The organism is Ruegeria sp. CDSC045, from assembly GCF_059610725.1.
In genome coordinates, this window is the sequence record NZ_JBXWOE010000017.1 from 1 (window position 1) to 23824 (window position 23824).

The 23824-nt window shown below is 52.9% G+C and carries 15 protein-coding genes; 12 read left to right on the top strand and 3 right to left on the bottom strand.

Annotated features, from left to right (window positions below):
- Positions 1 to 231: 231 nt before the first annotated feature.
- Both AC2FH6_RS20975 and AC2FH6_RS20980 read right to left on the bottom strand, forming a co-directional pair.
- Complete coding sequence (locus tag AC2FH6_RS20975; protein WP_496704115.1) at positions 232 to 882, bottom strand: class I SAM-dependent methyltransferase; 651 nt, start codon at positions 880 to 882, stop codon at positions 232 to 234.
- A gap of 23 nt (positions 883 to 905) precedes the next feature.
- Positions 906 to 1730: a sterol desaturase family protein gene (locus AC2FH6_RS20980; RefSeq protein WP_496704116.1), complete on the bottom strand. Its 825-nt coding sequence runs from the start codon at positions 1728 to 1730 to the stop codon at positions 906 to 908.
- A 188-nt stretch (positions 1731 to 1918) separates the two neighbouring features.
- Here AC2FH6_RS20980 and AC2FH6_RS20985 point away from each other — a divergent pair, with 188 nt between their 5' ends.
- Positions 1919 to 2929 carry a helix-turn-helix transcriptional regulator gene (locus AC2FH6_RS20985; protein ID WP_496704117.1) on the top strand — a complete coding sequence of 337 codons (1011 nt, stop codon included), beginning with the start codon at positions 1919 to 1921 and terminating at the stop codon, positions 2927 to 2929.
- Positions 2930 to 3267: 338 nt separating this feature from the next.
- Here AC2FH6_RS20985 and AC2FH6_RS20990 read toward each other — a convergent pair whose 3' ends face one another.
- Complete coding sequence (locus tag AC2FH6_RS20990) at positions 3268 to 3885, bottom strand: GNAT family N-acetyltransferase (RefSeq protein ID WP_480596544.1); 618 nt, start codon at positions 3883 to 3885, stop codon at positions 3268 to 3270.
- 443 nt (positions 3886 to 4328) lie between these two features.
- Between AC2FH6_RS20990 and AC2FH6_RS20995 the strand changes: the two genes are divergently transcribed.
- The 11 genes from AC2FH6_RS20995 (at position 4329) to AC2FH6_RS21045 (ending at position 23703) form a co-directional block, all read left to right on the top strand.
- Entirely contained in the window at positions 4329 to 7928 is a 3600-nt protein-coding gene (locus AC2FH6_RS20995) for an adenylate/guanylate cyclase domain-containing protein (RefSeq protein WP_496704118.1), read from the top strand.
- 27 nt (positions 7929 to 7955) lie between these two features.
- On the top strand, positions 7956 to 8213 hold the full coding sequence (locus tag AC2FH6_RS21000) for a DUF4242 domain-containing protein (protein ID WP_058274660.1): 258 nt from the start codon (positions 7956 to 7958) through the stop codon (positions 8211 to 8213).
- A gap of 119 nt (positions 8214 to 8332) precedes the next feature.
- Positions 8333 to 9748, top strand: a complete 1416-nt coding sequence (locus AC2FH6_RS21005) for an FAD-binding oxidoreductase (RefSeq protein ID WP_496694405.1) — start codon at positions 8333 to 8335, stop codon at positions 9746 to 9748.
- A gap of 714 nt (positions 9749 to 10462) precedes the next feature.
- Positions 10463 to 12916, top strand: a complete 2454-nt coding sequence (locus AC2FH6_RS21010; RefSeq protein ID WP_496704119.1) for an SIR2 family protein — start codon at positions 10463 to 10465, stop codon at positions 12914 to 12916.
- Between the two features lie 590 nt (positions 12917 to 13506).
- Positions 13507 to 14451: a toll/interleukin-1 receptor domain-containing protein gene (locus AC2FH6_RS21015; RefSeq protein WP_496704120.1), complete on the top strand. Its 945-nt coding sequence runs from the start codon at positions 13507 to 13509 to the stop codon at positions 14449 to 14451.
- Between the two features lie 239 nt (positions 14452 to 14690).
- The gene (locus tag AC2FH6_RS21020; RefSeq protein ID WP_496704121.1) at positions 14691 to 15146 is read left to right on the top strand and encodes a hypothetical protein; all 456 of its coding nucleotides are present in this window, start codon (positions 14691 to 14693) and stop codon (positions 15144 to 15146) included.
- Positions 15143 to 19468 (top strand): NACHT domain-containing protein, encoded by a 4326-nt coding sequence (locus tag AC2FH6_RS21025; RefSeq protein ID WP_496704122.1) that lies wholly within the window; start codon positions 15143 to 15145, stop codon positions 19466 to 19468. The genes AC2FH6_RS21020 and AC2FH6_RS21025 overlap by 4 nt, the downstream gene beginning before the upstream one ends.
- A gap of 193 nt (positions 19469 to 19661) precedes the next feature.
- On the top strand, positions 19662 to 20258 hold the full coding sequence (locus tag AC2FH6_RS21030; RefSeq protein ID WP_496704123.1) for a DUF6088 family protein: 597 nt from the start codon (positions 19662 to 19664) through the stop codon (positions 20256 to 20258).
- 2 nt (positions 20259 to 20260) lie between these two features.
- A complete protein-coding gene (locus AC2FH6_RS21035) occupies positions 20261 to 20878 on the top strand; it encodes a nucleotidyl transferase AbiEii/AbiGii toxin family protein (RefSeq protein WP_496704124.1) in 618 nt (205 codons plus the stop codon).
- Between the two features lie 34 nt (positions 20879 to 20912).
- Positions 20913 to 21592, top strand: a protein-coding gene (locus AC2FH6_RS21040; protein ID WP_496704141.1) for an IS6 family transposase whose coding sequence is annotated in 2 segments (ribosomal slippage) — positions 20913 to 21297 and positions 21297 to 21592 — 681 coding nt in all. Because the reading frame shifts where the segments join, the coding sequence is not laid out codon by codon here.
- 317 nt (positions 21593 to 21909) lie between these two features.
- On the top strand, positions 21910 to 23703 hold the full coding sequence (locus AC2FH6_RS21045) for an ABC transporter substrate-binding protein (protein WP_496704125.1): 1794 nt from the start codon (positions 21910 to 21912) through the stop codon (positions 23701 to 23703).
- Positions 23704 to 23824: the final 121 nt, after the last annotated feature.

Genomic DNA, 23824 nt, shown 5'->3' on the forward strand with positions numbered 1-23824 from the left:
GATACCTTGGTGTCGAACTTGAGGATGCATTGGCCATTGCCGAAGCCATTGAAATCTAGACTAAAGGGCCGTTCGAAAGGACGGCCCATTCCTGCCGTTCACCAACCGGTCAAGATGCTGCGATCGCAGCCCGATTGGCCGCCATTCGCTGCGGCCGCCAAATCCAAACCCAATTGAACTCACACTACGCGGACAGAGGCGCCGTTTGATGCTCAGACTTACTTGTCGGCGTTACCCTGCTTTGCAGTCTTTCGCCTTGGGCTTCATCGCAATGCTCCAATGCGTCAAACGCCCTGAGATGTCTTCAGAGCGTGTTTCGAGCCTGGAAAACCCGATTTGGGACAGCATCATTTCAACCTCACAGACTTGCGGGAAACGGTAGACGGTGTTTGGAAACTCGCTCACCGCCCGGCTGTCTTCCGTCGATCGGTAACACAGAACGAACCGCCCGCCTGCTCGTAGCACACGGAACGCTTCGGCAAGGTGCGCCGCTGGGTCCGACCAGAAGTAAATCGTATGCACGGAAAGGGCTTTGCTAAAATGCTGGTCTGGAAATGGCAGTGCGACCGTGTCCGCACATCGCAACGTCAACCGCATGTCCCGGACCGCTTCCAGGTTCCTGGTGCGCGCGCGGCTTAACATGGCTTCGGAAAAGTCCACGCCGGCACTTCCTGAAAGTTGCACCATCGAATCCGCTTCGAACAGCGTTTCGCCATGACCGCAGCCGACATCGATCAGGCTGTCACCGTCCACAAGATCAAGCAGGCGCAGGGCATGTAGGTTTTCGGGGCGCGTTTCTCTGGCCATGATGCGGGCGACGATTGCACCGAGCAGGCCCGTGGGACGGCGGCTCTGGCGGGCGATGAATTCGGGCTTCTTCATATCAATCACTCCAAAATTGGGTCTCACCGGGCGATTTCCTTGATGCGTCGAGGTTCGCGAACGGGCCGCCGCAGGTCATGTCTGGCAACCCTGCGGAAGGTTTCGTGATAGTCAGGATACTCGGTGCCCATCAGCCGGTCCCACCAGGTGAAATAGAGGCCGAGGTTGTACCCGGCATGGGCATGGTGCAGATCGTGATGTGTCACCGTCGTCATCCAGTCAAAAAGCGGTTTGCCGTCGCGATCGGCCGGAAAGATTTCGTAGCCGGAATGCCCGACCGCGTTTCTGAGCATCATGTGCGTGACGAAAACAAGAATTGCCGCCGGATGCGCCGGCAGGATCAGCAGGATCAGCGGCAGGTAGACCGCATTGGCAACCGCCTCGCCCAGGTCGAAACTATAGGACGTGAAGGGGGTCGGGTTGTGCGACCGGTGATGCAGGCGGTGAAAGCGCCGGAACAATGGCGAATAATGCAACAACCGGTGGGACCAGTAAAACCAGGTGTCGTGGACAACGATCAGAATCGCAATGCTGAAGATCAGGTAGATCCAACCGTAATCGGCGGCATCGGTATAGATCGGGATGATCCCCATCTCCGCGCCAAGGACGATCAGCGTGCCATTCAGCGCAAAGACAAGCACGGTGCGCAGGCTCGCCAGGATTTCGCGACGGATCTGCCCTTGCGGCGGGTCGTCGGCCCGGATTTTCCGCGCGCGGAGACGAACGGCCAACAGTAAGTTCACGATCAGATAGACACCGCCTGCACCGACCGCGTATCGCAGAAAATCCGCGACAAGAACGCCTGAGAATATCTCGGCGAGATGGCTGGTAAAACATTGTTCGGTCATCATGGTCTCCTGGTTGCGAGTGTTCCTGACCACATAAGGCGAAGGCGCATTGCGCGGCGCGCCGGATTTGAAATGTGCCGCGGGATTTGAGGAATCGGCGCCGCTTCTCCGGAATCGGCGCACCTGCCCTGGTTGACCGTTGCTTTGGTTTGGGCTTCGCTCTGTCCATGGAAGACTTGGCTGTCAGAATGGATCTCTTGTTGCGGGGCGGCGCGGTAACCGCATTAGCCGCATGCGCGCTGATCTTTCTGGCCGACCGCGCACCGGGTGCGCGCGGCTTGTCAGTGCCGAGCCTGTGCATTGGTCTTTGCGCCTATTTGCTCGTGTCGTCGCCGAATCTGGGGATTGCCGGAACCTGGGCCGAAGCCGGTCTCGTCCTCCTTGCCGGCATGGCTCCGGTTTTTGCCATATGGGCCGGAGCCGAAATCTTTCTCGACCGCCCGGTCTACCGGCCCCTGCATGGAGTCCTGGCGGGCCTCGTTATCGCGGCGGCATGGCTGGCTCCGTACTTGCCGGTCTTGACGACCCTCCGCGGCATCCTTGTCGTTTTGCTCTATGCCGGGTTGCTCTATATCGTCTTGTCCTCCGCCTCGGGCGATCTGGTCGAAACACGCCGCCGCTTCCGCAGGGGGTTCGTGGCGCTCATGGCCTTGACCGGTCTGGGGATCTCGGTGGTGGAATTGTTGAAGCTCGATGCCGATCTGCCGCGTTTTATCTATCCACTTCATGCTGCGGGCTTTTTGTTCCTGACGCTGCTCTTTCTGATTTGGGGCGCGCGGGTTGCGCCCGATCTCTGGCCCACAGGGGAAAAATCTCGACCGCGCTCCGAACCGGCTCTGTCAGACGCCGATGCTGCCGTGCTGCTCCGGGTCGAGGCGGCGATGGCTGAAGGCATCTGGCGCAAGGAAGGGCTGACGATTGCGCAACTCGCCGATGCCGTGGATGCGCCTGATCACAGGGTTCGCCGCGCGATCAATAACGGGCTCAGGTATCGCAACTTTGCCCAATTCATAAATGAACGCCGGATCGTGGCGGCCTGCGAAGTGCTATCCGATCCCGCGCAAGCCGACACACCGGTCTTGTCCATCGCTTACGACGTCGGGTTCGCCTCCCTCGGACCTTTCAACCGTGCGTTTCGAGAAAGGCACCGACAATCCCCTTCCGAATATCGAAACGCACGCGTTGCATCGAACAGATAGCGCGGATGGCCCTTGATCACGCTCGACCACCGCAATTGCCATATTGCACCCGGAGAGCCTGCATGAACTAGAAAACCGAGGGGCAACCCTGACGAACTCGCACACCTTCTTCAGGATCGCTGCATCCAAAGCTCAGGGCTCACAGCCGACCTCGGAGGCAGCGCAGCATCCCAACCAAAGCGACCCTGAACCCACGCTGCACACGGCCACACAGCTGCCTTTCACCGGTTGGTCGAGACACTGCGACCTCGCCCGCGTTCCGGTCATTCGCTGCAAGTGCAAATTTTGGCGCTGCACAAACTCACAGGTTGCGGACAATGCAGCCGTTTGATCTACCGCTATTGGGCGGCTCGAAACATCGGAAACAGGGGTGGGGCTTGGTCGGCTTTGATTAGACCCATCTCTTGGAAACCATAGCGCTTATACAGCGATAGATTTGTAGGGTTTGTCGACTCTAAGTAAGCAGGTCTTCCATCTTCGTCACAACGTTTGAGGCAGCATTCAAGCAACGCGGACCCCAACCCTTTTCCTTGGCGAATTGGATCGACCGCAATAAAAGCTAAATGCCAGCAGTCCTCATCGGGATGATAATTGTCCATCTGCCCGAAGGTTTCGAACAACGCATCATGCTTTTCTGATGAGACCGTCTGCTCAAAACAGGCGACAAGCCGTTCTTCGTCAGGGTGAATGCTTGGCGGAAGCCAAAGTGCGCCAGCAGTAAAATCATCGTTTCGAAACGCGCTGCCCTGTTCAAATGCACGCCCTCCAAAGAAGTCCATTACTCGCGGGAAGTGGGTAAGGAAATCGGCAGGTTCAGGATACAACCAGCGCATGAATGGGTCGGCAGAAAATCCTAGAGCAAGTCCGCTTAACAAGCTTTCTGCTTCACTTCGGGTTGATGATCTAAACATGAAATTACCTTTGGTCGTTCCACCTCGATTTTCACGTTTCAGCATGTGGGCCGCAAATACTTGTTGTCAAATGCGCAATTTATTGTCGTGCTCAAGCAACGATGGATGACTGAATTGGGCTGAGGCGTGTGGGGGCAATACAACATTCGGAGGTCGGGCGCATTTCACTTGGATGAAGACCGGCCCATACCGGCCGTTGGCCAATGGGTAAATATGCTGCGGTCGCAGCCCGCATTGCCGACCTTCACCGCGAGCGCGAACCCTCGGCTCGCCGAACGCACACATCGCGGACAAAGCTGCCTATCGCGGCAGCGCAGCAAGTGCTCGCTGAGGGAGATCTGCCTGCAAAAAACCTCTGCATTCTGAAAAAAGTTGCATAAGTAGGTGTCATTTCTGTGAAAAGCAATGCGGACGTTTGACCGCCAAAAATCAGCCTGTGGTTACAGCGTTTTCTTGATTAGCGTCCCGTATCTAAGCATGATCCCGTTATGGCGGTTGAAATCGACAAATGGCTGAACGATCTCGAACTGGGTCAATACTCAGACGCTTTTGCACAGCATGATATCGACGCGCGCGTACTGCCACTACTGTCAAACGACGACCTTAAAGAGCTTGGGGTTAGTCTGGGCCATCGAAAAATCATCCTGGCAGCGGTTCAGGAATTGACTGGTCAAAAGCACTCGTCTCAATCGCCGCAGGCCGTAGACGTGGATGCAGACGAAGTCGGCCCGGTCCCCATTTCGGATGAATCGCAAGGCGTGACCTTATCCGCAAGGAAGCCTGCTTCATTAGCGATCGCAGAGAGGCGTCACTTAACAGTTTTGTTTGCTGATCTCGTCGCCTCGACTGAGTTGACTAACCGGTTTGATCCCGAAGACATGCGCGAACTGCTGCAGAGTTACCAGGATGCGGTTGCAGGTGCAGTTAGCAGGTATGGCGGCTACGTCTCGAAGTATTTGGGCGACGGTCTCCTGGTGTTTTTTGGCTGGCCTACAGCCTATGAAGATCATGCAGTTCGCGCTTTAAAGGCTGGTCTTGAGGCCGTTCGGCGGGTCAGAGATCTTAAAGCACCTGACGGTGAGCGTTTGTCGGCCAGGTTAGGTATCGCGAGTGGCGACGTGGTAGTTGGCGATACGATCGGTGAAAACACCTACGAAGAAGGAGCCATGACGGGGCCAATTGTCAATCTGGCAGCGCGGCTTCAGGAACACGCAGCACCGAACTCAGTTGTTTTATCTGCTGAGGAGACCGAAGAAACTTTGCATCGGCTATTTGAGTTTAGGTCTCTTGGACAAACCGAGCTGAAAGGTTTCAAAGAACCACGGACCCTTTTGACTGTCGTATCAGAACACAGCGCGGAAAGCCGGTTTCGAGCATCTTATAGGGACGAAAGTGGCAGCGTCATGATTGGTCGCGACTACGAAAAAGGTATCCTTTTACAATCATGGCTGCGTGCGCAGAACAGTCAGGGAGAGGTTGTTCTGCTTGCCGGTGAAGCAGGGATCGGTAAATCGCGATTGGCGGAAGAGTTTCTCGCTAATGCTGTAGCGACTAGCGAAGCTGATATTATCAGGCTGAACTGCTCTCCTTACCTTATCAGTAGCCCGTTCCACCCTGTCGCCCAGAGGATTTCTCAGGATGCTGGTGTGGGGACAGATTTTGATGACGACCAAATTCTCGACCTTGTCAAAAAAATGTTGGAAAGCCGAGAGGGCTTGGAATGGGAAAAGGTTCTGCCCGTCTTTGCCGCGCTGGTTGCGCCTCACAGTGCTCTTGCCCGAAGCGTTCTCGATATGTCACCGCAGGAGCAACGTGACCTCACGATTCAGACGTTAATCCACACGGTTCAGGTGCGCGCAAGCACGCGTCCTGTTATTCTTTGTGTTGAGGACGCGCATTGGATTGATCCTTCCACCCAAGCTCTTTTGGATCGCTTCAAAGCAATTTGCGCAGATCTGCCTTTGATGATTTTGATTACCCACAGGCCCGGCTGGGAACTTGCCCATGATGACGGGGAAGCGCACGTACATACGCTCCAGCTGCGTCGGTTTGATACGACCCATGTCTCGAACCTAGTTCGCCATGTTACCGGAAAAGCACCCGACGATGCTCTGATTGCCACAATCATTGAGAAGACGGACGGCGTGCCTTTGTTCGTCGAGGAACTGGCCCGGGCGATTGTTGAGGCGGGTGGACACGGGCAAGTCCACATACCCGCGTCTTTGAAGGGCACACTGATGGCACGTCTTGACGCGGTCTCGCCAGAGGCTAAACAAGTCGCGTTAACAGGAGCCGTCATTGGACGGGAGTTCGAGCCTAGCTTGCTGGCTTCCGCAATAGGTCTTGCGAGTGCGGAAATTCAATCTCGTATAGAAGAGCTGTCTCGAACGGGTTTGATCTTTGAAAGCGGGCACAATCGAGGGTATTTCGTTTTCCGTCATGCCCTTATTCGCGATACCGCCTATCAATCCATGCTTGGCTCAACCCGCAGACAACAACATGCAAACGTGGCCCGTGCTTTGATGCAGTTGCGGTCAGCTGAGATTGAACGTCGGCCCGAGTTGGTTGCCCGCCATCTTTCAGAGGCCGAAGAATGGCGTGCTGCGTTCGACAAATGGCAGACGGCAACTGAAATGGCATTGGCGCGATCCGCCAGCCAAGAGGCGATGGTCAACGCCAGGGAAACACTCAAAGCGGCCGAAAATCTTGGATCTGATAACGGTGTCGAAACGATCAAAGCCAAAATCCTTATTGGTCGCAGCCATGACAGCCTGGGTCAGTTGCCGGAGGGGATAGCGGCCTTGAAAGATGCCTCGGACGCCGCCCGTGGAATACACGATGTGGCGCTCGCCGCTGATGCTGCGAACCATTTTGCGGACTCGTGTATGATGTCGAGTAAGAGACACGGCGAGGCCATTGAACTTTGTGATAGAGCTCTGAACGACCTCCCCGACGATGACGAAGTACGGCAGTGCAGATTGATGAGCCAACTTGCACGGGCACATATGTTTGTCGGCCAGTTTTCTGAAGGCGCTCGCTATGGTCAGCAATCAATGGAACTGGCCGCGAAACTAGGGGACTATAAATCCCAATTCTCGGTGATGATGATGCATTTTGGGGCGCCATTCGTCGCGCGCAAAGGAAGAGAGGTACGTCATTGGCGTGAAAATCTTGATGCGATGCATCGAGTGGCCGAAAACCTAGGGAGTATTGATCAGGGTCGGGACCGGACACTCAGTCTTTTTGTCGGGGCCGAAATGGCCGACCGCGACTTGATGGATCATTCACTCGAATTGCTGACGGAGATTTCGGAAAAGGACAATCATCTGCAACTCTACTGGGTGCAAAAGCACGCACGCGCCATGGTTGCAATTATGGATGGCGATTTTGAGCAAGCGGAGATGCATGCCAACGAAGCGGTGAAAATCGGTCGTCAGACACATGGAGAACATGTTGAGGGCGTCTTCGGTGTTCAGATGTTTACCATCCGCCGCGAACAAAACCGGCTGCACGAAGTTGCACCGGTGATCAAGAAGCTGATGACAGATAGCCCGGAAGACATTTCTTGGAAACCAGGATTTGGCCTTATTGCCGCCGAGTTGGGATACAAGGAACCAGCTGAACGCATACTGAATGAAATGGCAGAGAATGGCTTCGATCTTCCGCTTGATGCTATGTTTTCAACTACTTTGTCTTATCTCGCTGACATTTGTGTCGCAGTCGAGCATCTGGGACATGCTGAGACCCTCTATGACATGCTGACCCCATACGAAGAGCTGACGATCACCGCTGGGGCAACAACAGTTTGCGCCGGGGCGGCAGCAAGACGTCTAGGCAATCTGGCAGCGGTGCTAAAAAACTGGGACGCCGCTGAGAGGATGTTCCATAAGGCCATCGAAATAGACACGCGCATGAAGTGCCCACCGTGGATTGCGCACAGCAAGGCAGCGTATGCATCCGCGCTAAGGCAACGGGGCCGCACGAATGATTTGAAACTAGCGTTTCAACTAGAAGGGGAAGCGTTGGCAATTTCACAGCAATTGAGTATGGTTTTCCTTAGGTCAAAGCTCGAGGGAGTAGCTGTTTAAAGTCATTTACATGCTTGGGGGAGCATTATGCCAAGGTACATAATTGAGAGAAATTTTGCCGAGCAGCTGAACGTCAGCGACGACGACAAAATTCACATCAAAGAGATCAATGACGAAGTCGGGGTCGAGTGGATTTTCTCGTTCCTCAGCGCAGACAAGCGCAAAACATACTGCCTGTATGAGGCCCCCGACGAGGAAAGTCTTAGAAAGGCGGCCGAGCGCCTTAACATCCCAGCCGATGTCATTACACCCGTGGATCAGATAGATCCCGGAATTTTCGCCTGAATAATCGCAGTTCAAAAACCTAATCCGAGGCGATTTATCTGCGGGACAACGCATCGGAAGTCACAACTACATGAGGCAGCCGCGCAAGAAGCCTGACCTGAAAACAGGGAGGCCTATGCATGTACGACATAAAAACACTCGACGGAATCACGGCAACTGTGAGTCAAGACGCTTTGGATGTGCTTAATTCCTCGCTTCGCGGCGGCGTCTACTTTCAGGGCACTCCGGAATATGAAGGCGCAAGAACAACATGGAACAGCATGTTCGAACGTCACCCTGGGTTCGTGATCCGCGCGATGGGGGCGAGCGACGTACAGAAAGCTGTAAACTTTGTTAGAGACGCCAGCCTCATAATGTCGGTCCGATCAGGTGGGCATCAAATTGCAGGTCACGCTGTTGCAGACGAGACGGTATTACTCGATCTGTCCCAGATGCAATCGGTACACGTAGACCCTGTCAACAAGACTGCTCGGGTTGCACCGGGTGCATTGCTTGGCGATGTAGATCGCGAAACTCAGGCTCATGGGCTTGCTGTCCCTGTCGGCATCAATTCGACAACTGGTATCGCTGGTCTGACCCTTGGCGGCGGCTTTGGGTGGACGACGCGGAAATTCGGAATGACGATCGACAATCTTCTGTCGGCAGAAGTTGTGACGGCAGATGGGACGATTGTCTGCGCCTCGCCCACAAGCCATCCGGAGCTTTTCTGGGCCATCCGCGGTGGAGGCGGCAATTTCGGCGTCGTGACCTCATTCGAGTTCCAGTTGCATGATCTTGGGCCCGATGTTTTGTCGGGTCTGATCGTTCACCCGATCGAAAAGGCGCCAAAGCTGCTTGCAGAATTCGCAGCCATTGCAGATGACTCACCCGATGAACTGACCGTCTGGAGCGTGATGCGAAAAGCTCCTCCTCTCCCGTTCCTACCAGAAGAGTGGCATGGGAGAGAGGTGCTGATTTTTGCGGCTTGCTACAGTGGTCCTATAGACGATGGTGAAAAAGCCTTGTCGGGTTTGCGCGCGCTAGGAGAACCGATTGCCGATGTCATCTCACCTCACAAGTTTGTAGACTGGCAAGCAGCATTCGACCCTTTGCTTACACCGGGCGCTCGGAATTATTGGAAAAGCCATGATTTCGAAGCGCTTTCCTCGGAAGCAATCACAGGTCTTCTCGAGGCGGTTTCCAGCCTTCCCGACCCTGCTTGCGAAGTATTTATTGCGCATGTAGGTGGCGCAATGGCACGCATTGAACCCCACTCAACAGCTTATCCGCAACGATCAGCACACTTCATAATGAATGTTCACACACGTTGGGAAGACCCGAGCAAGGATGATGAGTGCATTGCGTGGGCGCGGGGACTTTATAATCAGATGCGGCCTCATGCGACCGGTAGCGCGTATGTAAACTTTATGCCCGAAGACGAAGCGGATCATATGGCTGGTGCATACGGCCTAAACAGCGGGAAGCTTTCGAAAATAAAGGGCAGCTATGATCCAAAGAACCTGTTCAGGATTAATCACAACATAGTGCCTGAGTAGGGCCATCCGATTTGGAAAGGCCGATCTATTCGGACGCTTAGAGCTTATGCTTGATATTTGACAACGAGTATTCTGTTACGCGTTAAGACCACCAAATATTTTTCGCGTCAAAAATGTCGACACTGTCTTTTCCACTGTCAGGCGAATTCCGTGTTCCGCTGCGACGGCAGGGATTTGTTGACCAATTAGCCGCTTTGGGCTCGATGCTAACGCCGGAGCTATCGTGGCATCTTTTCGACTGCCTGACCTCGCTCAGGTGTGAGCGGCCCAGACCTGCCGTTGACCTACTGGTCAAGTTGCTGCAATCGCAGCCCGCTTAGCAGTCATTCGCTGCAAGCGCGAAATCCGGGCGTCGTCGAACTCACACATCGCGGGACTTTCCGGCTGTTCGCTGCGGGTGCATTGTGAACCGCCCGGCACGGCTGATACGCGCAGGTTGCGACCTTTGCAAAGTTTCACAAGGGAACTTAGTTGACCTTGACTTGAGTATCGCATGCCACGCTGCAGCTTCTCGGAAGCAGAAATTAGCTGGTCAGCGTAGCATTTAGCATGATGATGGCCAGCGAACATAGCGTGGATGCGACCCTTGGCTGGGTCATTGAAGAGCAGTTTTTCAAAATTAGTCACTTTCACTGACCTGATGATTGGGATAGCTCTTCCAACGTGGTCCGCAAGAAAAATTTTAGGCTAAGCAATCTAGAAAGATACCAAGAAATGACCTCTTCTGAAGATTTCAAGTCAAAACTGAAGCTAGGATCAAAAGGAAAGGCAATACTGTTCGCCGGGTCTGGTTGCTCAATAGATTGCCTGAGCTATGAAAACAAAACCTTACCGACGGTAAATCCTCTTCTCTCCCGTATCAACGAGCGCCTTCCGATCCAAGTGTCCCGCTTAGATGTAGCAGCTTCAATGTTGTTAGAAAAAAGCGGTCCAGAGTATCTCAATCTGCTAAATGACACCTTTTTTGTTAAAACTGTTCCAGATGATCTTGTTGATCTTCTACGTTACGATTGGAACCGTGTTTACACAACAAATTATGACAATTCGTTAGAGATAGCTGCGCACAAAGCAGGAAAACAATGTCGCGCGCTAGTCCCTAAAGACTCGCCAGATGCACAGCCAGAAAAAAACCTGCAAATAGTGCACCTTCACGGCTACATTGAGCGATTTGATGTGGAAAATGTTGGGAAGGATTGCATATTAGATTATAATTCTAATGTAGCCAACCGGGTATACAATGGGCATTGGGCCGAACGCCTTCGCAGCGACATATCGACTGCGGACGTCGTAGTATTTGTTGGGTATTCATTATATGATCCGGAAATTGCCAAACTTATTAGATCAGCAGAGCATACAAAGGGAAAAATATTTTTCATCAACTCTTCACGCCCCAATCCGGAACTTGAGTACATTCAAAAAGGCTTCGGAACACCAAAAAATATTGAACGAGATGGATTTGCAAAATTACTTTCATCTGCTCAAAAACAGGCCGGGAAAAATTTACGCGAGAGTTATGTTTGCTTTGATACCGTTCCTGACGGGAATCCAACCGACTCGCTAGTTACACAAAGCGATCTTACTAACCTGTTTATGTTTGGTGAATTTGATTGGAAAAAATCACAGCGCGATTTAATAGATGGGACGCAAAAATATATCATAAATCGTGACCTAATTAGAACTGTGGCTGATCGGATAAAAGATGGCGCCGACTTTATTTCTGTATTTGCCCCTTTAGGCTATGGAAAAACAATCTTTTCCAAAAATCTAGCATCAACCCTCAAAGCGCGCGGGCTTCCGGTGTTTGTCGCGAAACGCAATCATGATGAATTTCATAGAGAGCTAGCTGATATTGTTCAGGAGTATGAGCACCCCATTGTCGTTTTTGACGACTTTTTCCGCTACTCTAACCGCTGGCAACAACTTGCGAATATTGGCGGAGAAAACATTAGAGTGATTGCCACCGCTCGTGTAAATGTTTTTTCTGCGAGAGAAAATGAGATATACGAGAAATTTGTCGATCATAACCCTGAAGTACTTAGATTGGGTGAATTGAGCGTGGCCGAGGGGAAGTCGCTTGTGCCTTTGGTAACCCAAGCGGGCCTCTGGCAACAGGACGCCGCATTGAGCGACGCGGAAAAGTTGAACAAAATCAGGAATATGTCGAAACATGGATATCAGAACAACTTTGCAGATATTTTAGTAGGGTTAATGAAGTCTACTGACATAGTTGCTCGCCTATTGAAGGAGTTGAGTATACTTAAAGAGATTTCCCGTGAATGTTATGATGGCGTACTGTTGACGATTTATCTTGAGTTTGCAAACAATGAACCGGATACAACCCTTCTGAAGGAGGGGTTCGGGAACGATTTATTGGAATTCTTGAAACGGCCAGATACCAGTGAATTACTTCGAGTTTTTCTTATTCCAGATGGTAGGGGGATACGGTATAGCAGCAGTGTTTTCTCCAAGTTTGCCCTGGAAGAGATTTGCAATCCTGACGATGTAATAACTGTCATCAAAGAAACTGTTGTGCGACTTGCGACGTCCGCAGATATTTCAACAGACTATACCCGGCTTCTGGCTGACCTAATGCGTTTTAATTATTTGAAGAGTCTCTGCAGAGATCAAAACTTCGATCGAACTTTCGACTTTTATGATGAATTATCCGCAATACCTGAGATCAATCATGATGACCTATTTTGGAATGCGTTCGGTATGTGTGAAAGGGCTAGGCTTAGATACCCTCAGGCAAGAAAACACCTCTACAACAGCATCTCCCTCGCCGCCAATCGGGGACCCAATTATGTCCCGTATCATGCTCAAAACCAGCTAATAGTTTGTATTTTGGAGGCCGGGATACAGGAATCTATTGACGCAGTTTCTGCTCTTAATGATTTTATGGAATGTATACCCTTATTGCTGGCTCAGGCTGGCGACGAACGTTCAAATGGCTCTGGACAGGCGTTTTCGTGGCACAATCAGTTAGGAGACTATTGTGACAAGTACTTCCCGCTTTTTGACAACTCACAATTGATGACAGCTGTTGCGCAGTGCAAAAAGTACGGAACATTTATTAGGACTAAAGTCGAACGATGGGAGCGCCGGGACGGTGCCACTAAAACGGTTAACTTGCTTGACCGTCTCGTCAGTAAATATGAGACTTCATGAGCAATTAGGTGTGTGGTGAAAACATATGGAAATGCCTCGATGATACCCAAGGAGAGAACCCGAAGTTGTTGGCCTTGTACAGCCTTTTTGATTCTCTTAACGGCTTGACACTAGGATGCTCTACAAGTCCGGCCACCGTCAGCTTTTCGGGTCGGAGATCGTTGCGCCTGACCCGAATCTCTCATGTCAGCGCAGAACGAAACTTTGTCCCGTCGAACGGGCCTTTGCACACCCTACAACGAAGGTCCATTTCCCGCCCTTGTTTTCGAAAGACCATGTCCGCTTTGGGCTGAGTGCGGTCGAATGCGCTTGCAGCATTAAGGTTGTCTCACTGGGGCTGCAACGGGCTCTTCGCGGCCATTGGTGAGCGCGCGGCATCTCAGTGCTATTCTTAAAGGTAAGGTTTGAAGGACGGCCCAGACCTGCCCTTGGCTTTGATAACTCGCGCTGCACTGCAGCATCACTAGAGCAGACATTGGTTGGGAAGTGATACCCCACGTGCGAATTGGGCAGTAACTCGCAAATCTTAGTTGCCGACCTAGACGCGCTTGGATAAATTAGAACAAAATACAAACATTTCGAGCAGACACATGAGAACTTTCATTTCTTATTCCCATCGAGATGCAGACGCACTTGACCGCCTGCATGTTCATCTTGCGAACCTTCAGCGGGAAGGTCGGATCGAAACATGGTTCGACCGCGAAATCTTTGCGGGTGAGGTATTGGACGATGAAATCAGCGAAGAACTAGAGGCGGCTGAGCTTTTTCTGTTGATGGTTAGCCCCGACTTCATAGCGTCCAACTATTGTGTCGAACGAGAGATGCAACGAGCCTTGGAGCGGCACGAAACGGGCGCGGCACGGGTTGTCCCTATCATCGTCGAACCATGCGACTGGGCTGCAATGCCTCAGCTCCGACGTTTGAAAGCAGTGCCGAAGGACGGTCTGCCGATCTCGGAATGGACGAACGCGAATACTGCGTACCTAGATGTCATACAGGAAATTCGCCGGATAATCGATGCGGGTGTGTCGAATGCACTCGATTCAACTACTGATGAAAAACAGCCAGCGACAACACCACAAGCCGCCCCTCGCTATCGCGTTCAACGCGACTTCGACGAAATCGACCGCAGTGAATATCGCGACGCGGCGTTCACTGCGATCAAGGACTATTTCAAGCTGGCGATTAGTGAGATAGACGCGGTCGAGGGGCTGCGGGGCAGATTTGTAGATCGAGGCGCGAACTCCTTTGGCAGCACCGTTGTCAATCGTGGCCGGCAGCATGGAACGGCGCATATCACAGTGCACTGCCGAAACGCGGGGTTCGCGTTGGGTGACATCTATTTTTCATTCAATGAGAACGCAGCAGACAATACGGCAAACGGCGGTTTCAACGTCTCGTCCGACGAATACGAACAATTCCTAGTTGTGACTATGTCAATGTTCGGAAATGAGCCTAACCGGCTAATTCCTGAGCAAGCTGCAGAGTACTTATGGAACCAGTTTATTGAGCAAGCAGGCATTGGTCATGCCTAAACTTGCTCGCTTTCGCTGCAACAATTGCGGTCACCGTTTCGAAACCGCGGTGCTTAGCAAGGACGAACAACGCGAAGCTCGCCGCGACAATCGCCCGACCAAAGCTGTACATTGTCCCGAGTGCCGCCGAACCGACATTCGAAAGGGTTGGGACTAGCGGAAATGCAAAAATCGAAACTGCAGGGCCATTCATGATCATCCCAGTTGTCGCCCATGGGCCATTATTCTGAGAGAAAGAAATGCTGTCGCCAAGTGAATTCACAGTCGGAAAAGTCGGTACCGCAAAGCCGCTCAGCTTGATTCTGCCGACCTCGAAGTACGAGGAAACGTTACTGGTTGGACAACTCAACGACGTGCCGACGGCGGTTTTTCTTTCAGGGCAGCATAAATCGATGTTCTTCGAGGCCGAAGGCAACGAAAGCTGGGGTGGACTGATTATTCCATCTGTACGAATCGAGATCGATGAGGCTAGCTTCGTTGACGAGTACTCTTCTGAAGCGCCCATGCTTTCAGTGACTAGGACCGACACAAAACTTGTTGTGGCGGCGAAAGCAGAAAGATCGTTCGGCCGTCAAATCCAAATCACCTTGCACGAAGGGCTGGTTTCATCGGGAGAGGCCGAGGCTAAGTTTGCGAATTGGCAGATTGTTCTTGGGGAGGGTCAAGACAAGCGTGTCTTGTGGACTGCGACATGATCCACGTTCCATTTGAACGTCGTTTTGCACTGCCATCAGAAGAGCGACTGCGCGACCCAGACTACATGTCTATCTGGGGCAGTTATGAGCACGGGTCCCTACGTTGGAGCGACCTCTATGCTCACCGCTGTGTCGTCGTCTTGGGTGAGGGGAAGTGCGGTAAGACCCATGAATTCAAAAAGCAAAAACAAGCGCTCCAGGATCAGGGACAAGCTGCGTTCTTCGTCCCACTTGAATTGCTTCAAGACGGAGAGTTTTTGGACTCAATCACCGCGGAAGAAGAGCAAGAATTTCAGCACTGGTTAGAGGCATCTGACGCAGAGGCAGTGTTTTTTTTGGACGCGGTTGACGAGTTGAAGTTGCGTAAGGGCACGCTGCGGCGTGCATTGCGAAAAATTCAGGCTGCTATCGGAGCGCAGACACACCGGGCGCGCTTCTTCATTTCATGTCGACCAAATGATTGGGCTGACGAGCTGGATTTTCAGGTTGTGAGCGCTTTGGTTGCGCCGAGAGAAAGAGCCGCCGAGGTTACTGAAGCTCCAGCAGGTGAAGAAGTCTTCACGGCAGTGATTGCACGAGATGGCGGCCCACCCCCTAGTGATGGGGAGGAGGAGGCCAGCGGCAGGGAGGAACCTGTAAAGGTTTTCGCGCTTTTGCCGTTATCTAGAAATGAGATCGTTGAATTTGCACGTCTTTACGCAGCAGATCACGCTGATGTCTTTGCCCAGCACCTGGAGGAAAAAGAGCTCTGGCATCTCTACCAATTGCCTGCCGACATCATGGCTGCGCTTGACCAGTTGGCGACGGAAGGACAACTCGGCAACCTTCAGGAACAATTGGTCTTTGGCATTGGCCAACGGCTTCGCGAAACCTCTGACAAAAAGCGCAACGATCTGAGCGTAAAAAAAGGCATGGAAGGGGCGGAGCGGATTGCGCTCGCGCTATTTCTAATGAAGCGCAGGTCAATCTACTTTGCAGCGCCTGGCGGTGACGCAGAGGGAGTCAGTGTAGCCGACATCCTGCCGGACTGGTCGCACGATGAGCAGGTCGAGTTGCTTGGCAAGTCCTTGTTTGACCCCACAGGCGTCGGTGCTGTGCGCTTTCATCATCGATCTACGCAGGAGTTCTTGGCCGCACAACGCCTTCAGAAGCTGCGTGAGCAAGGTCTTGCGACAAGCGACCTCCATCACCTGTTGTTCGCGAGCGTCGGACAAGAGCGAGTGATAGTCCCAAGTATGGAACCTGTGGTGGCATGGTTGGCACTGTGGAACCCCGACGTACTGACTGATGTGAAGGAGCGGAACCCTCTCTTACTGTTCCGCCAGGGAATCCCCGCGATTCTGAGCCTCGAACTGCGTGCGGAACTGTTACGCAGGTTCGTTGAGCAATATTCTGGCAGCGACTGGCGCAGGGTCGGCGTTGGGCACACCGAGCTGAAGCGCGTGTCGACACCGGAGCTGGCGCCGCTGGTGCAAGAGTTGTGGGGCCAAGCCTATACAGGTCACGACACGCGAGAGCTGCTTCTCGAAATGGTGTACCTGACGCCAATGGCTGATTGCGCCGATTTGGCGTTTCAAGCGGCCTTCGACGAGAGCTTGGATTTCCACCATCGGACATACGCTGTCTGGGCAGTTCTTAGATGTGGAAGCAGTCAACAGAAACGCGAGATCGGGACTAGCATGGTGGCGGGCAATTGGCCTGAACGGGTTGTGCGCAATGCGCTGCCTGATCTGCTTCCTGAAGCGATTGAACTGGCAGAGTTTCTGGCTCTTGCAAGATCGCTGAACGAAGTACCGCGTTCCGTTCATGGCTTGGGCTATGCACTACTTCAGGCGATCAAGTCGGATGCCATGAGCGCAGAGCAAAGGGTCCAAATCAGGGACGACCTGGTCGACGCAATTTGGGTGAACCGCACCGAAGAAAGTCGCGTCTACCAAGCGCATTCAAGCTATGATCACTTCGTCGATCCCGTGATAGCGGCTTGCGATCAGACTCCACCTCAGTCCACCAAAGAAATCCCACGTTGGGCATGGAGTGTTGCAGTGGCCTTTCACTTTGGAGAGCGCCGCGACAGCATAATCGCCAAAGAGGAAACCAAAAGGTTGCAAGAGGCATTGTCCGAGAGTGTTGCTTTGCGGGAAGGTTACTTTTGGGCGTGCTTCGACTTGGCAGAAGCTCTCGAAAAGCCCGAGAACGATTGGCATCGATTTGTACGATCCGATTATGGGCGGATCCTACGACCTTTTACTGAGTTGGATTTCCCTTGGCTTCTTCGCGCACTTGCGAATGGCGCAATAGAGGACCGTCGCGGCGTAGCGTTCTATACGCTGAGCATGTTCGTCCGAGGCGGCGAAAACGCCCAACTTGCGGTCGAAATAGCAGAGCTAATCTCCGATCGAGAGGACCTCCAAGAAGAACTTGAGCGGATTTTGAATCCTCCACCTCAAGAACCCGACGAGCACGAAATTGAACACCAAAATTGGCAGCGTGAACGTGAGATCGAAGAAGCTGAGCGGCAGGATGGTTGGATACAATGGCGGCAGGAGGTTCTTGCTGCTGAAGATCTAATGCTCGGGGAAGCATACCGGGAAAACACGCTATATAACTTGCACAATGTCATGCAGCATACGGAACGCGACCACAATACGTGGGGGTATTGGGATGCACAGTTTGTTGCGACGGCGTTTTCTCCGGAATTTCTCACCGGTGTAAGAGAAGGTCTCTCTGATTTCTGGCGACGCACCGACGTATCGCTGTTCAGTGAGCGCGCAGAAGAAGATCGGAATAGCTATTCAGCCGCCAGCCTTATGGCACTTGCTGCGCTCAAATGTGAGGCTGAGACCGCGAATTGGGCCGAAGTGCTTTCGCATGATGAAGCAGTAAGGGCGACGCGCATTTCAACATTGGAGCTGAACGGTTTCGGAGCCTTCCTGCCGCAGCTGGAAGCGGCCCACCCGCACGCCATCAAAGAAGTCATCGGTACTGAAATCAACCGACAGCTCGCAAACCTTATGGAGGTAGGACGTGCACCCATTTTGCATGACGCACTCCACCATGGCACACCATTCATGCGCGACATCGCAGCCGCAGCGGCTACAGATAGCCTACCGGCATTTGAGAATGCGCTGGGGCAGAATATCCAGACCGACCTCAAATACGCCTTCGAACTGATTGCTGGCCATGGCACGGATGAGGCCATTTCGAATGCCGCTGGAGCGATCCAAAATCATATCGACACATCCAACCAAATGACTGCTGAAAGCCAGCGTTTCTGGCTGAAAATGTTGACCCAACTGAGCCTAGAGCAAGGGTGCGAAGCGGTGCTGGCAGCGACCGCTGACTTATCAACGCAAGAGTCCCGAGAAGCTGCAATTTCAATACTTGCCGCGATCTTCGGTGATCGCCACTGGGGCGGGCAACCGAGTTTTGATGGGGTGGAGAATGGCCGTCGCCTCGATTTGTTGACCCAGCTGGTCATAAGAGCCTACCAAACGGTGCGCCCGCAAGAGGATCAGCACCATGAAGGCACCTTTACACCGAACACTCGCGACCACGCTGAGGAAGCACGCGGTTACCTTTTGAGCACCCTTACTTACACGAAGTCGCCGAGAACGCTGTTGGTGCTTTACGAATTATCCGCGATGCCCGAATTCGCGCATCTAACTGACCGTTTGAAACAGATGGCTACAGAGTTGGCGGCGAACATATCGGAACCCGAGGCCATGAATGCCTCGGCATTCCGAATATTCGACCAAGAGCGAAACTACCGTGCCTATGATGACCCGTCGCTATTTGCGGTCATGAATCACAGGCTAGCTGACTTTGAACACCACCTGCTTAACGACGAGCAGACAACTGTAGCGACTTTGCGAAAGGTGGAAGGCGAAACAGAGTTACGTCAATTCCTTTCCTACTGGCTGACCCAAAACGCTCGAAGTGCATACAGTGTCACACAAGAAGCCGTCGCAATTGCTGAAAAGCGAACAGACATCCGATTGCACGCAGCCGGTTTGGACCGATACGCTTCTGTAGAAGCGAAGTTGGATGACGCAAGACATCGATGGAGCGGAAGCCAACTGAGAAATGCTTTGATCGACCAACTCGTGGGGCGTTATCTGAACCATGAGCGATGTCGAGTTGGCTGCCTCTTAATCTGTATGCGCGAACCGCGGCAATGGGAGCATCCAGACACCGGCGAAAGAATGGATTTGGAAACGACGGTCGCCTGGTTGCAGAGCATTGCCAACACCATCATGGAAGAACGTTCAGAACTGCTGCTTTCGGTGAAAGGGATCAATTACTCAGTTACTGCGAACGAGTAGATATCTGCGCCGATCGAGGCGCGATTTGATGTATCCACGATTTTGATGATCAAAGTCCGCTTTGGAGCTTCCCGAGTGTCTCCGCTGCAGAGCGGCGAATTCACACTTTCCGCCCTACTTACAAAATCACCTCGGTTTTCGCATAGCTTGAAAGTCAGAAAAAAGTACTATATTTTCTGACGAGGAGAAAGTTATGATTACTTCATCGATCAGACAACGCATCATCGGAAAAGGCCGGGGGGCAATCTTTGCGCCACTGGACTTTCTGGATATCGGTTCCCGCGCAAGCGTGGATCAGGCATTGTCGCGTTTGGCGGATCAAGGGGTGATCCGGCGGTTGACGCGTGGGCTTTACGACTATCCGAGAAAGAGCGCCCATTTAGGGTTGTTGTCTCCGTCTGCCGATGACATTGCCAAAGCGATTGCACGTAAGGATAATCAGGTTCTACAGCCCTCCCCTGCCATGGCAGCTAACCAGTTGGGGCTGTCAACCCAGGTGCCATCCAAGCCTATTTATATGACCGACGGCCCGACCCGCACCAAGACAGTTGGTCGACAAGTCATCCAGTTCCGGAACGCATCATCCAAAACGCTAGTTGGTGCGGGTCAGAAAACCGGCACCGTATTTCAAGCGTTGCGCTATGTCGGCAAAAACCGGGTGGATAGCCGGGTTGTCGACACGCTGGCGCGCAATCTGGATAGCAAGGACCGGGCATTGCTCGTAAAACAAAGCAGGTATGTGCCGGCCTGGATGCACCCTGTAGTGCGGCAAATTGTGGCGCGGAACTGATCGTGGACCAGTTTGCCAACGATACTCCAAAGAACCGAGAAGAAGCGTTTCAGGAAACGGCCGCCCAGCTTGGCCTGTCCAAAGCAATCGTCGAGAAGGATTTCTGGGTCTGCTGGTCACTGAAACATCTATTCGCCCTGCCCTCTTATGGCGCTCACTTGATCTTCAAAGGCGGGACATCGTTATCCAAGGCCTACGACATCATCCATCGGTTCTCGGAAGACGTGGATCTGTCCCTCGACCGGGCGCAACTTGGGTTCGAGGGCGAACGTGACCCCGAGCACCCTGCCCTTTCCGGCAAAAAACAAAAGCAATTGTTGCAGGAGCTTCAGGATACGGCCACCAAAGTAGTCGCTGGTCCGCTTCTGAAAGAAACTAAAATCAAGTTTGGCGCCGCGCTGGACCAGGACTTTTCCCTGTCGGTCGATCCTGATGATCAACAAACCCTGCTCTTCGCCTACCCATCCAAGACAAATGCGACCAGTGGCTACATCCAACCGGCGGTGCGGTTCGAATTTGGCGCCCGTGGAGTTCACCTTCCAGCAGAGTCTCGCAGGATTTCACCTTATGGGATCTGTTGCAAATTTTTGGCTGTTGACGAGGTCAGATGCTGCGGGTGAATGGCTTTCGGTAAAATCAGTCGAAAGTCAGTTCATGATTTCCTTCAAAGGCGCGCAATATCCGAAGGATGTGATCCTGTTCGCGGTGTTTTTCTATGTCCGATACGGTGTTTCATACCGGGATCTGGAAGAAATCATGGCCGAGCGCGGTGTTTCAGTGGACCACACCACGCTAAACCGATGGGTAACACGATATTCTGGTGCAATCGCTGAGGCAGCACGGCGCCGCAAAGGGCCATGTGATCGTTCGTGGAGAATGGACGAAACTTACATCAAAGTTAAAGGCGCTTGGGTCTACCTCTATCGAGCTGTCGACAAACACGGCAACACCCTTGATTTCATGCTTTCACGACGTCGAAACAAACCAGCCGCCACCAAGTTCTTCGCCAGGATGTTGGAGACAAATGGATTGCCCAGAAAGTTGTGATCGACAAGAGCGGCGCCAACACCGCAGACATCAAGGCCATCAACAAAATGCTCAAAGGCTTTGGCTGCCCGATCCCAATTGAGATGGTGAGGCGGAAATACTTGAACAATATTGTGGAACAGGACCACCGTTTCATCAAGCGGAGTACGCGGCCAATGCTGGGGTTCAAGGCCTTCGCTTCAACAGCGGCAACGCTGGCCGGAATCGAAGTCGCGAACATGATCCGCAAGGGGCAACTCACGCCCGGACTCTGCCCATTTCAGCAGTTCGCTGAGCTCGCCACCTGACTTACAAGCGATTTCTGAAACAAATCAACGCGCTCAAATCTTTGCAACAAAACCCCATTCGTCGTCGCTCATCAGGTCTCGGGGCAAGCGGGTCTCCATAGCAGATACCAGCTTGAATCACGGCAGAGCGCCAGTGTGAATCCCTTTTGTCAACACGCCCTAGCGAATTGGATTGGAGCCATATCCTTCTTGATCTTTGAGAATTGCCGCCCGGAAAATTTGGATCGTTGGCGGCGTGCTGAGCGCCATAGAAAATACCAGAATTGGCAGATCCTTATTTGTAAGCTACGATTCTGACATTAGTGGTGGGAGAAGCCATGCAGTTTCGCAATTTTTTTTCGATACTTATTCTGACCGTCACCTTTAGCACGGCAAATGCACTCGAACTCAATGCTGAAGAACGTTCCGATACGCTGGTGATCGAGGCGCCGGCGGCAACACATAACCATTTCAATTGGTTCCGTACGGGGGCCGACTTCAATCGTGGCGCATACCAGGCAATGTTGGAGCCGCTATTCATGTGGCAGGCCGAGAGTCGTACTGTCGCCCCTTGGTTGGCCGATAGTTATGAGTATTCCCCTGCAGGGGATGCCATAACGATTAAGTTGAAACGCGGGGTACGTTGGTCTGACAATCGACGGTTTGATGCTTACGACGTGGTGTTTAGCATCCAAACGGCGATTTCAAACACTGATCTTGACGGGAAGTATGTAAAACGGCTGCGCCATTCGATTAAGGAGGTTGAGTGGGTAAATCTGTATTCCGTCAAATTGATACTGAACAAGCCCGACCCCAACCTGATCCTCGAGGCTTTCGCAGCGTCGGACGGAGGTTCCTTTTCGATTGTGCCTGAACATGTCTGGAGCGCTGTGGACCCTGTTGATTTCGACAACCCGTCTCCAATCGGTACTGGACCATACAAGCTCGTACCCGGGGAAAAGACGGTCTGGATGCGAAACCTGCGTTGGCATCGTGTCAACCTCAGCCGCCCTAAGCGTCTGAGTTGGGTTCCGGTGGGCACGGAAGAAGAGCGCCTGACGCACCTTGCCAGCGGAGCGTTGGATGCGTCCGCGCCGATCAGTCGCGCGGCATTTCACGGTGTCGTTGCTGCCCGCCCAGATCTCTTTTTGTGGTCGATGGCCGAGCCGGTAGAAAGTGCGACAGGAGCATGTCCTCTTACCCTTGAATTCGATCTCGGAGAAGCCTCGCCAGTATCGCTTGCCGCGCGTCTTGCCGTACATCAGGCGACTCATCGGCAGGCGGTGTCACATTCCCTTTTCTCTGATCCTGATCTTGCCTCTGGGCACCTGTTCCGGACGCATCCGAAAAACCAGAGCCTGGCGGCGGCGTTACGTGGGCTGGCTGCACCTTTGGCGGGCGACATAGCTGCGGCTCGCGCGATACTTGAGGATGCCGGGTGTGTCGAAGTCCCGGTAGGCGCGAACCAGTCTTGTGTCAGTGCACTGCAGTGCGCGGTTGAAGATCAGTCATGTGAGAATGTGCCACTTGCCACTTGTCGTGACGCTGAAATGCCGGTGTGTGGCGGACTTTATGGGATGAAACAAATCCCGCTTTATCAGTGCAGTTTCGGCGATACACCGGAAATTCTGGAAATTCCCATTTTGGTGAACGAGATGAACCCGCGCGCGGTTCTGGCAGCACGCACGATCAGTCTGCAGCTTTGCCAGGCTGGTATCTTTTCGAAGGTTGATAGCGAAGCGCCGGAAAAGATTTCGGGTCGAATTATGAAGGGTGAGTTTTCCGCTCATTTGGCGGTGCCCTCTTGCGATCATGTCGTTTCCGTTGTTCCGCATCTTGCGTACCTGCAGAACGGAGCTGGTCAATGGTCGGGGGCTGCTGCCGAAGCATTTGCCGACGAGCTAGAGGCAGCCGCGAGCGAGCCCACGCTTAGCCCGGAGCACGAAGGATTTCTTGTCGAAGCTTATGGTCAGGTTATGGCGGAAATTCCTATGACACCGGTTGCACAAGAGCAGTGGATCGTGCCGATGGGGGCTTTGGAATGGGCTGGTCTTGTCGGTGGATATGCACCCGAATTGCGATCACAGAACATGCAGCGGGTTTGGCCAACAGTGCGATCGGCGCGGCAGTAATTTCTTGACAGAACGCTTTTCGATACTCCAACCTAATGATTACGTTGTACGATTTTTTCGCAGTAAGTGCATTTGAAACGAACTTTATCCGGCCATCCAGGCAGGCAAACGCGCGTTCAGA

What these genes read in the sequence shown, in the direction of transcription:
- AC2FH6_RS21030 (WP_496704123.1), top strand. Translation starts at nt 19,662, where the DNA reads ATGATTACTTCATCGATCAGACAACGCATCATCGGAAAAGGCCGGGGG.
- AC2FH6_RS21015 (WP_496704120.1), top strand. Translation starts at nt 13,507, where the DNA reads ATGAGAACTTTCATTTCTTATTCCCATCGAGATGCAGACGCACTTGAC.
- AC2FH6_RS21000 (WP_058274660.1), top strand. Translation starts at nt 7,956, where the DNA reads ATGCCAAGGTACATAATTGAGAGAAATTTTGCCGAGCAGCTGAACGTC.
- AC2FH6_RS20980 (WP_496704116.1), bottom strand. Translation starts at nt 1,730, where the DNA reads ATGACCGAACAATGTTTTACCAGCCATCTCGCCGAGATATTCTCAGGC.
- AC2FH6_RS20995 (WP_496704118.1), top strand. Translation starts at nt 4,329, where the DNA reads ATGGCGGTTGAAATCGACAAATGGCTGAACGATCTCGAACTGGGTCAA.
- AC2FH6_RS21005 (WP_496694405.1), top strand. Translation starts at nt 8,333, where the DNA reads ATGTACGACATAAAAACACTCGACGGAATCACGGCAACTGTGAGTCAA.
- AC2FH6_RS20990 (WP_480596544.1), bottom strand. Translation starts at nt 3,885, where the DNA reads ATGCTGAAACGTGAAAATCGAGGTGGAACGACCAAAGGTAATTTCATG.
- AC2FH6_RS21045 (WP_496704125.1), top strand. Translation starts at nt 21,910, where the DNA reads ATGCAGTTTCGCAATTTTTTTTCGATACTTATTCTGACCGTCACCTTT.
- AC2FH6_RS21025 (WP_496704122.1), top strand. Translation starts at nt 15,143, where the DNA reads ATGATCCACGTTCCATTTGAACGTCGTTTTGCACTGCCATCAGAAGAG.
- AC2FH6_RS20985 (WP_496704117.1), top strand. Translation starts at nt 1,919, where the DNA reads ATGGATCTCTTGTTGCGGGGCGGCGCGGTAACCGCATTAGCCGCATGC.
- AC2FH6_RS21010 (WP_496704119.1), top strand. Translation starts at nt 10,463, where the DNA reads ATGACCTCTTCTGAAGATTTCAAGTCAAAACTGAAGCTAGGATCAAAA.
- AC2FH6_RS21020 (WP_496704121.1), top strand. Translation starts at nt 14,691, where the DNA reads ATGCTGTCGCCAAGTGAATTCACAGTCGGAAAAGTCGGTACCGCAAAG.
- AC2FH6_RS20975 (WP_496704115.1), bottom strand. Translation starts at nt 882, where the DNA reads ATGAAGAAGCCCGAATTCATCGCCCGCCAGAGCCGCCGTCCCACGGGC.